We start from the raw sequence: 12,355 nt of genomic DNA, 5'->3' as shown, positions 1-12,355 counted from the left end.
TTAAAAGACACGTTTAACAATTGAATTATGAAGGTTTTTCAGATTTTTCATTATTCAATCAGCGAACATAATTGAACAGAAAATATTTATTTAGTAATTTATCAATGACAAGGTAAATGCACAATAAATTTCAACTAATACGCAGATAGCTTGATTCTGTAGGGTAGGCACTGCCCACCACTACGAATTTTTATGGTAAAAATATAATACCAATTCTTGGCAATAGCTTATGGGTAGTTCGTAGTTACGTTTAAGTGCAACTAAAAACCAAAGCGAAAATCTGAAATTGGTTGACTATAAATCCCTATGGATAAAGGGCTTGGCATCTGCACCTGTGTAAGTAGCCACAATATGACCATTGCCAGTCATCTGATATTTGTATGTTACCAAACCTTCTAAGCCAACGGGACCACGAGGAGGCATTTGTTGAGTACTAATTCCGACTTCTGCACCAAAACCATACCGGAAGCCATCAGCAAATCGGGTAGAACAGTTGTGGTAAACTCCGGCTGCATTTACCAGCGCCAGGAAAGTTTCAGCAGCCTCTGCATCTTCAGTGACAATGGCATCGGTGTGTTTAGAGCCATAATCGTTAATGTGGGCGATCGCATCCTGCAATGAATCCACAACTTTAATCGACAAAATCAAATCAGAGTATTCTGTCTCCCAATCTTCTTCTGTTGCAGCTACAAGACTTGACAAAATCTCGTAGGTGTGTTTATCCCCTCTTAATTCCACATTGAGTTTTTGCAAAGCCTCAGCAATTTTCGGTAAAAATTCTTGAGCAATGCTAGCGTGAACTAGCAAAGTTTCAATCGCATTACAAGCAGCAGGATAGCCCGTTTTCGCATCGACTGTAATAGCAATGGCTTTTTCAATATCTGCGGCTTTGTCTACATAAAGATGACAAATTCCATCAGCGTGACCTAATACAGGTATGCGGGTATTTTCCTGCACAAATCTGACAAACGAGTTAGAACCCCTAGGAATAATTAAATCCACATACTTATCTAATTTCAAAAGTTCTAAAATTTCTTCTCGTGTTGTTAACAACTGCACCGCATCTGGATTAACAGCAGTTTGAGATAATCCTTGTTTAATCGCCTTAACTATGGCTTCACAAGAACGAGTTGCTTCCTTACCACCCTTGAGAATAACACCATTTCCCGACTTGATAGCAAGAGAAACTATTTGAATTGCCGCTTCTGGACGTGCTTCAAAAATGATACCCAAAACTCCCAAAGGACAAGTGACGCGCTTCAGAATTAAGCCTGTATCAAGTTCACGGTGAATCTGTACAGCACCAACTGGATCAGAGAGTTTGCCCACATCTCTGACACCAGTAATGGCATCTCTTAACTTATGTTCATCTAACTGCAAACGCTTATAAAGAGGCTTAGCAATTCCTTCTGTAGTCGCTCTTTCACAATCAGCAACATTTGCTTGCAAAATTTCATCTTTTGCAGCTTCTAAAGCTTGAGCGATCGCTTCAATAGCTTGATTTTTCGCGTCAGTTGACAGCACCGCCAGCTTGAGTGCAGCCTGTCGGGTTTTTTTAGCAACTGCAATTAGGTTTGATAAATCCTCACCAGAAATAGTCATGCTCAAAAATCACGTTAACCTTATATCTTTCCCCAATGGTACCAACACTAGACCTCTTGCACTAATCCCTAAAACTCCCCTCAATCTCCAAAGCAAGCGGAGGGAAGTTTTAATTCCCTCCTCGCTTGCGGGGAGGGTTAGGGTGGGGTGCTAAATATTCGTGCAACAAATCTATTAATTATTCTCTCCACCTCCGCATCCTCCACTTGGTTCACCCAACTGGGTATGAAAAACTACTCGATTCGGGTGAGGTTTAAGTTAAGTAGCCCAAACTACTTTAGAAATATCGAACGCAAACAAGTTTAGGAAAAAGAACAAATGACATCTACTCAACCATCTACCGAAGCTCAACTTGACAGACCCGAACTAAGAGAAGGTTCCACAGGAGAAGCAGTTAAAGAATTACAAAATTTGTTAAAGAAATACGAACTTTACACAGGTGCTATTGATGGCATTTTTGGTCCAGCAACAACAAAAGCTGTCAAAGCCTTCCAACACCGTGTATTCTTAAAAGAAGATGGTATTGTTGCCGATAAGACTTGGCGAGCACTTTACAAGGGTGCGCCAGTGGATCTGCCAATTCTGAAAAAAGGTAGCAAAGGCGATTTAGTTGTTACTATTCAAAAAATCTTGCTAACTACCAAAGACTATACTGGTAGTGCTGATGGCGACTTTGGTGTCCGCACAGAAACCGCAGTGAAAGCTTTCCAAAAGCGTGTAGGTTTACCACAAGATGGCGTTGTTGGCGATCGCACTTGGTTTGAGTTCAGCAAGATTCATCACTAATAAAACTTGCGTACCATATTTTTCTGTTAAAACTTTAACCAAAAGAACTCAGGAGTCAGGAGTCAGAATTCAGCTTGGGTATTCTGTATGACTGGCGGATGAGTAAAGGGGTTTAAATAACGACAGTTAACACGGTGTCCACAATTGGTTGGGGTTTGAATCCCCATCCAATCATATTGCTGACTCCTGAATTCTGGCGTATCTGTTTTCTTCTTCAATACGACTCAAAAACCCAGTTTCTTTAAGAAAGTGGGTTTTTCTACTTCTCACTTTTTTTATATTTATATATGTAAAGGAAATCAAAAGATTACATAAAAAAATTTTCAAACGTGCTGTATACAAAGCAACATAATTAATAGATTTCAACAACTTTATTGAGTGAAAGCTAAAGGAGGACCTGATGGTTACTGCGACTGTACCAGAAAACCAGGTTAAAATCGGTCCCACCAAGCTGCTGATTAATAACGAGTGGGTGGAAAGCGTTAGCGGTCAGCGGTTTGAAACTATCAACCCCGCTACGGGTGAGGTCATTTGCGATGTTGCAGAGGCGGATGCACCAGATGTTGATAAGGCAGTGCAAGCGGCTCGCAACGCTTTCAACAGTGGCGAGTGGCGTAAGATGTCTGCTACCCGTCGCGGTGAGTTACTTTATAAACTGGCTGATTTGATTGAGCATAATATTGACGAACTCGCACGGCTAGAAACCCTAGACAACGGTAAGCCGTTGCACGATTCTTACGGCGACATCAAGTTAGTTATTGCCTGCTACCGCTACTACGCAGGCTGGGCTGACAAGGTGCAAGGTAAGACCATTCCCATCAATGGTCCTTACTTCTGCTACACTCGCCATGAACCAGTGGGTGTGGTCGGTCAGATTATCCCTTGGAATTTCCCATTACTGATGCAGGCTTGGAAACTCTCTCCAGCTTTGGCAACTGGTAATACTGTAGTTCTCAAAACAGCCGAACAAACACCTTTGTCAGCACTGCGGATCGGCGAACTCATTATTGAGGCTGGTTTCCCTCCTGGTGTAGTCAACATTCTATCGGGATATGGACCAACAGCAGGAGCGGCGATCGCCCACCATATGGATGTTGATAAGGTTGCTTTTACCGGCTCAACTGAAGTTGGGCATTTGGTCATGGAAGCAGCTGCTAAGAGTAATCTCAAGCGCGTGACTCTAGAACTCGGTGGTAAGAGTCCCAACATCGTCTTTGCCGATGCTGATATGGAGCAAGCAATTGTTGGTGCTCACCACAGTTTGTTCTTCAACCAAGGTCAATGTTGCAACGCTGGTTCACGGCTGTTCGTCGAAGAGAAATGCTATGACGAGTTTGTCGCCAAGAGTGTAGAAAAAGCCAAACAGCGCGTCGTGGGCGACCCCTTTGACTCGAATACCCAGCAAGGACCACAGGTAGATCAAGACCAGTTCAACAAAGTCATGAGCTACATCGAGTCAGGGATGCGGGATGGTGCTCAGATGTTATGTGGTGGGAATAGAGTTGGCGATCGCGGATTCTTTATCGAACCGACAGTCTTTGCCAATGTCAGCAACGACATGAAGATTGCTCAAGAGGAAATCTTTGGTCCAGTAATGAGCATCATCAAATTCAAAGACATTGATGAAGCCATTCATCTGGCAAACAGCACAATGTACGGTCTCGCCGCCGGAGTATGGACAAAAGATATTACCAAAGCTCACGCCATTGCCAACAACGTCCGTGCAGGTACGGTTTGGGTGAATTGCTACCACGTCTTTGACGCTGCTGCACCCTTCGGCGGCTTCAAGCAATCTGGTATGGGTCGCGAACTTGGTGAGTATTGCCTAGAGCATTACACTGAAGTCAAGACCGTAACCATCAAATTGTAAGAAAATTTAAGGTTTTAAACCACAGATGGACACAGATAAATCATCGGTGTGCATCTGTGTTCATCTGTGGTTTCATTTTCATTGTTCTCCTGCAAGTTGAACCTTAGCTTGTTGCCACAGCGTTTCTAATTCCTCTAAAGTGTAATCAGAAAGAGGACGCTTAGCAAAAGCCTCCATTTTTTGCAAACGCTGAATAAACCGCTGATTTGTTCCCTGCAAAGCTGCTTCCGGGTCAAGATTATTCCAACGCGCAAGCTGGAGAAGAGAAAACAGCAAATCACCCAACTCAGCTTGTTGTCGTTCTGGTGTTTCGTGTTCTAAAGCCTGTTTGAATTCCGTCAATTCCTCATTAAACTTGTCCCACACCCCATCAATATTTTCCCACTCAAATCCAACAGCCGCCGCCTTTTGCGAAATCTTCATCGTCGCTATCAACGGCGGAAGCTTACGCGCATAGCCGCCTAGCTTGTGACTGAGTGTTTGACTATCTGGCGATGGTTCACCTTTTTCCGCAGCTTTAATTTCTTCCCAGTTTTGCCGCACTTGATCAATGCTTTGCACCGACACATCACCAAACACATGAGGATGACGACGAATCAGCTTTTGGGAAATCCCTTCAGCCACTTCCTTCAAGGAAAACTGTTCGTATTCGCCAGCGATTTGTGATTGTAGGACAACTTGTAAAAGTAAATCGCCCAATTCTTCAGCAATTGCGTCTTTATCCCCACTATTGATAGCATCTACCACTTCATAAGCTTCTTCTATCACATATGGTGTCAGCGTTTGGGGAGTTTGCGCCAAATCCCAAGGACAACCCCCATCAGGAGAGCGCAACTTTGCCACTATATCAATTAATTCTTGTAACGCCGCCAAAGTCTCAGCGTTCCTTTGGGTTTGATTAGTTTCCATAATTAATAAAAACTCTGCGTCCTCTGCGTCTTCTGCGGTTCAAAATCTTACTCTTTGTAGTTGGCAAGCAGAATGCCCACCCCACAATATATTTATGACTTTGTGCGGCTATTTCTAGCTTTTACTTTACCCCTACTACTACCGCGACTCGTCGCTTTACGTTTCTTCATTTTCGCACGCGGCGGCAGCAACCCACGAACTCCCTGCTTTTGGAAACGCTTGTACGCTGAGCCGCCCCAGTCGCTGAGAGAATGGCTCATAGCACCAAGTTCCAGTCCTATAAGTAGGGCAAGAAATTCTGTACTGTAATGAGTGAGCGTGGATGTAACAGTTCCGCTTGCACTCTGCCAATTGAACTCCACATTCCACAGCTTTTCGACAACAAATAAAGGGAAAATTGCCGCGATCGCTATCAAGCTACTTAGATAAAGTACACGTAGCGTCGTGCCGATGACTGGTCCATGAGATAAAAAAGAACGATGCCGTAGACTTTTTTGATAAGGTAGCCAAATATAGCGTAAGAAACCCCAGCGTTGGTAGTGGCGGGAGTAAATGTCCAAGTCAGGACCGAACATCAGCCCTCCGAACAGAAAACCACCGACAACCAACAAAGTCAAGTTACCGCTCTTGGTTTGCCAGAAAGTCACACCAGTTACGAACGGCAAAGCCCATAAAGTAATGCGATCGTGAGTCCGACCAGAGGGCATAAGCAATTTTATGATTCGCTCATTTAAGATGTACAAGCCATTGTGACTCAGTAAGCACTAAATTCAATGCACAATAGCATAGAAGAGATTGGGATTGAGCAAAGAAAAATTTTTTCAAAAATACTATCGCGTTCTCAGAATTTATGTGCTAATATTAGTTATTGTGTACGACAGCGGGCAGTTAGCTCAGTTGGTAGAGCGCCTGCCTTACAAGCAGGATGTCACTGGTTCGAGTCCAGTACCGCCCATTTACCGCTGATTTCAAATCGTTAAGCGAAAATAAACTTTCTCATGCAATTTTAAGCCTAGTTTGCCGCGATGACAAACCAGGCTTGAAACATTTGGCAAAAATTGCACTTTTCGTAAAGCAGTTTGATATCAAGTCCGCTTAATTAGTTATCAAAAAATTTTGCGTCTTTCTTTGCGACGCCAGAGCCGGCACGAGGGAAACCCTCCAAAGGGCGCTGGCTCGCCAAGCGCGTCTTTGCGCGAGATTTAACGATAATTATTCATCCGGACATATATCAAACCCTGAAACAGGGCAAGCCGCACCAAGCAGAAAAGCTGAAGTCAATTGATTGCTGTGAAACGGAGAAGGGGGGATTCGAACCCCCGTTAGGTTTCCCTAAAACGCATTTCGAGTGCGCCGCATTCAACCACTCTGCCACCTCTCCAAAGGCATGATATTCCTATAATAAGGAATATATCACGAATTGGCGGTTTTTTAGCTTAATCGGTCATTCATCCCACACCTGACCCGATAGGGCAGTGTGGGATGAATGACCGGACAAAAAGATTGCGTCCCCCGACCAATATCAACTGTCAGTTGATGAGGGAGTGGGGATAGCAATCTTTTTGTCTATCTCTGGAGTTGGTAATGAGTCAATGAAGTCTTCAAGTATCTGAGTCATCGTCTTGTCTTTCCATGCCGAATATAAACGCAACTTATTTAATCTGCGCTCAGATATTCTTAAGTTCAATGTCTTATTCTTCATTAATGCCAGTACAGTAGCCTTACATTAATGATATTATATATGTACAAAGGAGGTGATGAAAAGTGTTGAAAGCAATCAAGGTCAGACTGTACCCAACAACTGAACAACAAGTAGCTCTATCCAAATCGTTTGGTTGTGCAAGATGGTATTGGAATTATGCTCTCAATGCTTGCCTTCAACACTATTCAGAAACAGGTAAATCTCTGAAGCTAGGTGTTTACAAGGCTTACCTCCCACAATTAAAGGTAGAACACCCTTGGTTGAAAGAGGATTGTTATTCCGCTGTTTTACAGTGCGTAGCAATCAATTTGAACAAGGCTTACACTAATTTTGTTGAGGGTAGAGCTAAGTTTCCTAGGTTCAAATCAAAGCATCATAAGCAATCAATCCAATATCCTCAAAACGTTAAGGTTGCGGATGATTGTTTGGACGTTCCCAAGATAGGTGTTATTAAAGCGGTCTTTCATAGACCTATTGAGGGAAAAATTAAAACAGTTACCATCAGTAAAACTCCTACAGACAAATACTTTGCTTCAATTTTGTGTGAAGTAGAAGACAATAGTAGTGAACCATCTGGTAACCCAACGGGAGAGCAGTCCCCTAGGTTGGGAAACCCGCCTACAGGGCTGTCTCACAAAATACTAGGTATTGATTTGGGATTGAAAGATTTCGCCATTGTTCATGATGGTGAACAAGTTACCAAACACTCAAATCCAAAACACCTGAAACGTCACGAGAAGAATCTAGCTCGCAAGCAGAAGAAATTTGCTCATAAGGTTAAAGGAAGTAATTCAAGAAACAAATACAGAAAACTTGTAGCTCTTGTTCATGAGCGAGTATCAAATTCCCGCTACTGACTTCCTACACAAATTAAGTAGGAAACTGGTAGATGAGAGCCAAATCATTGTTGTGGAGAATCTCCACGTCAAGGGAATGGTACGGAACCGCAAGCTAGCAAAGGCAATATCCGACGTGGGTTGGGGAATGTTTGTTAATTTCCTCGATTACAAGTTGAAGCGTAAAGAAGGACGACTTGTAGAAATAGGAAGATTTTTCCCCAGTTCCAAAACCTGTTCGTGCTGTGGTCATATCGTTCCGGAGTTAACGCTCGATATCCGTGAATGGGATTGTCCCAAGTGCAAGACTCATCATGACCGTGATGGTAATGCAGCATTGAACATAAGGAATGAAGGTATTCGGATATTATCTATGGACGGAGGGAACCCCGTTCTTGCCGTGTCGAGGCAACGTAAGACCAATAAACCGCAAGGTGGAAAGGCTGTTGTCGTTGAAACCGGAAGCCTACACCGACCCCTTGCGGCGGTGTAGGTAGTTCACAAAATAGATGTTTTGTTTTCTGCTGCCTGGATAAATGTCTCAAACTGTCGGTTGGGTGTCCACTGGATAGCGCCGTCTCTGCCTGTAAAAAATAGTTTTGTCTGACTTAGGCTTAATTCAGAGAGCGTTTTTTGGTCAACGTTGGTGCTTGTGGCGATCGCCACCTGTGGTTGTAAGGCAGGAATTAATTCTTTTAAAGACTGACCAGGACACCACAAGACTTGCGTACGAGGTAAACCTCCAGTTTTCAGTAGCTGAGCCAGTTGACTTGTTTCAAGTTCACCCACTAACAGCCAATTTTGGCCTAAAATTTGCAACTGTAAGATGGGCAATTGGTTGTTGATGTGCGCGACTACCGAACCAGTACTGACAGTTTGACCGACTGACAAAGCTTGGTAAATTCCCTTACCCTTTTCCACTTCCTTTTGAATGACCTGACTGGTCATGTAATTTTCTAATGTGGGAGAATAGTCATAGAAAACTCCAATTGGTAAACGTTGTAATACCTCCACCCATGCACTATTGCGATTGCGATGGAAATTAGAAGCAATTGCCCAATCTATCTTATTCACACCCTGCTGTTGTAAAAACGGCAGTATAGTGAAGCGTCCTGTCCCTTCATCCCCACTATTAATGAGTGTGACCTTTCCTTGGTCTTGAATCACTAAAACTGCTTCCTCGCCAGATGCTAGGACTGTTATCCGAAATAGGGTGTTTGCAGAATGCCAAACTGGAATAAATACCAAACCCAAGGCAACCATACCAGCAAACCACCATCGCTTTTGCCACCAATGCACCACCCATGCCAAGATAATTAATGTGTATATTGCCAGCATCTGACCAATGGATATGCTACCAACAGCAACTGTGCTTGCTGGTAAGTTCGCGAAAAATTCCACCAACTGTAGCAGCCAATGAGTTGGATGGTACAACAAATTAGACAAGGCGCTTCCTGCGTCAGGCAAAATTAAGCTTGCCAAGGCGCTTACCATTCCACCGATACTGATGACAGAAATCAATGGGGTGGAAAGGATATTGACTGGCAAAGTGTAAACGGCTATTACACTAAAGACATTCAACAGAAGGGGTAATGTCCAAATGGCAGCAGCGAGGGGAACTGCAATTGAAGATGCAATAATTGGTGGCAACCATTCCAAACGTTTTATGATTGGGGACGCTGTGACAATTAACCCCAGCGTTGCCAGAAAACTGAGTTGAAATCCTAAATCCCAAATCCATAAAGGATTAAATAGCAATAATAGTACTGCTGCAAGCAGCAATGACCCGAACTGTTTGACTTTGCGTCTTAATCCTAATCCAATAAGTGCCGCAAATCCCATAATGACGGCTCTCAGTACCGATGGTTGCAAACCTGTTAGAATTAAGAACAGAATGAGAGCTATGCTGCCAAGTGTAATTTGGGTTGCTTTTTTCGCCTTTGATGTTAAACCCAGTATGACACCCAAAATTAATGACGTTTGAAACCCTGACGCTGCCAAAGCATGAGCGAGTCCCACCTGCACGAAACGGTCTCGGGTATCATAGGGTAAATCAACAACTTTACTACCCAAAACCATAGCACTAACAAGCGGACCTTCTGGGATACCCAATAAACGAACTTGCGATCGCACAATTCGTTGGCGAACTTTCCACCATCCCCATTCATCCCCTTCATCGAGAATATTAACTTGCCGTCCACTTAGACCAGCAAAAGCACCTTCTTGTTGAAGAAATTTTTTAAAATCGAAAGCACCAGGATTTGATGGTGGTTTTGGTTTGTACAGAACGCCAGTGATACCAATTTGTTGAGTGATGTGTAACCCAGTGGCTTGAAGTAAAGGTACAGTGACATATAACTTTCCAGTCACTCCTTTAGTTGTACCTGCTGAACCACTGTCATTTCTTACCTCATCTAGCTGAGTTGCTTGTAACCACAATTGTCCACGCCCAGAACGAGTCATGCGGGGTGTACTAAGCACCTCACCGCGAACAATAAAAAGTTGTTCTTGATTGTTGCCATTTTCTGACGGAACGAATTTACTAATATCGTTTCCTTCTGGTGTGGGAACTCGCGATTGAAAGTACAAGCTAGCCAACAACCCCACCACGCCAGCAATCAGCCACACTCTAGCGTGAGGAGTGGTTTGCGGTAACTGTGGCGCTGTCTTAGTCTGTGTTTGGGAATTTTCCTTGTTTTGTGGGGGTTTCCGTATATTTGGGCGTCGTCTTCCAAAAAAGATCCCTCCTACTACGCCCAAACCCAACACCCAAAAGCCACCCCACGGAACTGCTGTAAACAGCAACCCCAGAATGTAACCAAGACAGATTATCACACCACTTGCCTGAATCATTAGAGTTTTTGCAACAAGCACCCGGCAAACAGAAGTTGTGACTATACAGGCTTAGTCTGTGCAGGCGTACTTTATGTGTTTATCCTGAGTAGACAAGCTTGATTTGTATAGCCTCAGACTTCCAGTCTGCCGAAGTATAAAGATTTTGGCAATAGGTCTATCAAAAACTCATACCCAATTTCAAACCCAATGCGGCGTGTACAAACAGGAGACAAAGTGCTGTGCTACCCAAATAAGCATGCAATATGCGTAATGAAGGTTTATTACCTACAAATCCACTTAAAGAAATTGCACCATTAATAAATAACAGTAACAGCACAATCGAGCCAGTCCAAAAGTGAGGGCTTTCCAGAATTGGCTGATGATGCATGACTAATGCCAACAATCCGCCTATGTAACCAAGCGCCATGAATAAAAACATCCACGGCGCTAATTTACGATGATCACTCCGACTTTTCATTGCAGCTTCTTTATCTTCAACAAGTCGCCCTCTCCAACCCGCCAATCCAACAAAGCTACCCATCACAAAAACGACAATACCCATCATCACCGGATGTCCCCAATGGACTATAGGATGAGGGATTCCCAGAGAGCGAAACCACGCTGCAATAGGTTCCAAAACTTGGCTGAGATTGACCATTCCTCAAAAACCTTGACTTTTTTGCAACATCTAATTTAGCAATTTCTTGCATAAATCGAAACAAAAGCTTAGGAAAGTCGGCTTTATTTGTGTAACCTCACCCTTTTGGGCGAGGCAGTTTTACAAAAAATATGGGCTCAACTAGCCGCTTTCAACAACGGAAAACCCAGCTTTTCTCGTTGTTCTACATATAATTGCGCAACCTTACGCGCTAAATGTCGAATTCTTGCAATATATCGGGTTCTCTCGGTTACAGAAATGACTCCTCTGGCATCCAGTAAATTGAAGGTGTGCGAACATTTCAACACGTAGTCCAGGCTAGGTAACACCAGTCCTCGTTCACTCAATTGCTGCGCTTCCTGCTCGTACAAGTTAAATAATGTAAGCAGCATTTCAGGATTTGAAGCTTCAAAGTTGTAAACACACTGCTCAATCTCGCCTTGGAGGTGAACATCTCCATATGTAATGTTATCCGTCCAGTGAATTTTAGTCATTGCTTCAACCCCCTGGAGATACATTGTCAGTCTCTCCAAGCCATAAGTCATTTCAATTGACACAGGACGACAATCGAGTCCTCCACATTGTTGGAAGTAGGTAAATTGAGTAATTTCCATCCCATCTAACCAGACTTCCCAGCCAGTTCCCCAAGCTCCCACCGTTGCATCTTCCCAATTGTCTTCTACAAAGCGGATATCGTGATCCTCAGGACGAATTCCCAAAGCCCTCAAAGAATCCAGATAAATCTCTTGAATATTATCTGGTGAAGGCTTAATCAGGACTTGAAACTGGTAATAGTGTTGGAAGCGATTGGGGTTTTCACCGTAACGTCCATCTGTAGGACGGCGACAAGGCTCTACATAAGCGACAGCCCACGGTTCTGGTCCCAACGCTCTTAAAAAAGTATGGGGATTCTTAGTGCCAGCGCCCTTTTCAATATCGTACGGTTGGGCAATGAGGCAACCGCGATCGCTCCAGAACTTATGCAATACAGCTATAACTGACTGAAAATTCACAACTACCCTTCCTTCATCACTTTTGAGTGCATCTCCCATTTTTGCCTAAACCCGTGCCAGGGAGCAGTTTTGGGTAGTCTAAAAAAAACTTGGAAATTTTTTGAAAAAGGAGTTGACAATCCAGGAGTGGGTGGATATATTAAA

The 12,355-nt window shown here is 43.5% G+C and carries 8 protein-coding genes, 2 tRNA genes and 1 pseudogene; 4 read left to right on the top strand and 7 right to left on the bottom strand.

What is annotated here, in order from left to right; all coding sequences use genetic code 11:
- Positions 1–294 precede the first annotated feature (294 nt).
- A complete protein-coding gene (locus tag AACT52_RS13955) occupies positions 295–1,602 on the bottom strand; it encodes a glutamate-5-semialdehyde dehydrogenase (RefSeq protein WP_073631429.1) in 1,308 nt (435 codons plus the stop codon).
- 318 nt (positions 1,603–1,920) lie between these two features.
- Between AACT52_RS13955 and AACT52_RS13950 the strand changes: the two genes are divergently transcribed.
- Positions 1,921–2,388 (top strand): peptidoglycan-binding domain-containing protein, encoded by a 468-nt coding sequence (locus AACT52_RS13950; protein ID WP_073631427.1) that lies wholly within the window; start codon positions 1,921–1,923, stop codon positions 2,386–2,388.
- A gap of 400 nt (positions 2,389–2,788) precedes the next feature.
- The gene (locus tag AACT52_RS13945) at positions 2,789–4,258 is read left to right on the top strand and encodes an aldehyde dehydrogenase family protein (RefSeq protein WP_073631425.1); all 1,470 of its coding nucleotides are present in this window, start codon (positions 2,789–2,791) and stop codon (positions 4,256–4,258) included.
- 78 nt (positions 4,259–4,336) lie between these two features.
- Here AACT52_RS13945 and mazG read toward each other — a convergent pair whose 3' ends face one another.
- On the bottom strand, positions 4,337–5,167 hold the full coding sequence (gene mazG / locus AACT52_RS13940; RefSeq protein ID WP_073631423.1) for a nucleoside triphosphate pyrophosphohydrolase: 831 nt from the start codon (positions 5,165–5,167) through the stop codon (positions 4,337–4,339).
- A 92-nt stretch (positions 5,168–5,259) separates the two neighbouring features.
- Positions 5,260–5,874, bottom strand: coding sequence for a metal-binding protein (locus tag AACT52_RS13935; RefSeq protein WP_073631421.1), 615 nt, complete (start codon positions 5,872–5,874; stop codon positions 5,260–5,262).
- Between the two features lie 175 nt (positions 5,875–6,049).
- Between AACT52_RS13935 and AACT52_RS13930 the strand changes: the two genes are divergently transcribed.
- A tRNA-Val gene (locus tag AACT52_RS13930) sits at positions 6,050–6,122 on the top strand.
- 341 nt (positions 6,123–6,463) lie between these two features.
- Here the strand turns inward: AACT52_RS13930 and AACT52_RS13925 are convergent.
- Positions 6,464–6,548 (bottom strand) — tRNA-Ser (locus tag AACT52_RS13925).
- A 383-nt stretch (positions 6,549–6,931) separates the two neighbouring features.
- On the opposite strand from AACT52_RS13925, the pseudogene AACT52_RS13920 reads away from it, so the two are divergent.
- Positions 6,932–8,198, top strand: a pseudogene (locus AACT52_RS13920) (RNA-guided endonuclease InsQ/TnpB family protein).
- A gap of 5 nt (positions 8,199–8,203) precedes the next feature.
- Here the strand turns inward: AACT52_RS13920 and AACT52_RS13915 are convergent.
- The 3 genes from AACT52_RS13915 to glyQ form a co-directional block, all read right to left on the bottom strand.
- Entirely contained in the window at positions 8,204–10,558 is a 2,355-nt protein-coding gene (locus AACT52_RS13915) for a ComEC/Rec2 family competence protein (RefSeq protein WP_073631417.1), read from the bottom strand.
- Between the two features lie 160 nt (positions 10,559–10,718).
- Positions 10,719–11,198, bottom strand: coding sequence for a DUF4079 domain-containing protein (locus AACT52_RS13910; protein WP_073631415.1), 480 nt, complete (start codon positions 11,196–11,198; stop codon positions 10,719–10,721).
- Positions 11,199–11,335: 137 nt separating this feature from the next.
- A complete protein-coding gene (gene glyQ / locus AACT52_RS13905; protein ID WP_073631572.1) occupies positions 11,336–12,211 on the bottom strand; it encodes a glycine--tRNA ligase subunit alpha in 876 nt (291 codons plus the stop codon).
- Positions 12,212–12,355 lie beyond the last annotated feature (144 nt).

This window comes from Scytonema sp. HK-05, assembly GCF_963872035.1.
Taxonomy (GTDB): Bacteria; Cyanobacteriota; Cyanobacteriia; order Cyanobacteriales; family Nostocaceae; genus Kalymmatonema.
This window is presented reverse-complemented; position numbering and strand designations above follow the sequence as displayed.

Excerpts from the sequence above, each read along its gene's own strand:
- AACT52_RS13915 (WP_073631417.1), bottom strand. The coding sequence starts at position 10,558 with ATGATTCAGGCAAGTGGTGTGATAATCTGTCTTGGTTACATTCTGGGG.
- AACT52_RS13910 (WP_073631415.1), bottom strand. The coding sequence starts at position 11,198 with ATGGTCAATCTCAGCCAAGTTTTGGAACCTATTGCAGCGTGGTTTCGC.
- AACT52_RS13950 (WP_073631427.1), top strand. The coding sequence starts at position 1,921 with ATGACATCTACTCAACCATCTACCGAAGCTCAACTTGACAGACCCGAA.
- AACT52_RS13945 (WP_073631425.1), top strand. The coding sequence starts at position 2,789 with ATGGTTACTGCGACTGTACCAGAAAACCAGGTTAAAATCGGTCCCACC.
- mazG (WP_073631423.1), bottom strand. The coding sequence starts at position 5,167 with ATGGAAACTAATCAAACCCAAAGGAACGCTGAGACTTTGGCGGCGTTA.
- AACT52_RS13935 (WP_073631421.1), bottom strand. The coding sequence starts at position 5,874 with ATGCCCTCTGGTCGGACTCACGATCGCATTACTTTATGGGCTTTGCCG.
- AACT52_RS13955 (WP_073631429.1), bottom strand. The coding sequence starts at position 1,602 with ATGACTATTTCTGGTGAGGATTTATCAAACCTAATTGCAGTTGCTAAA.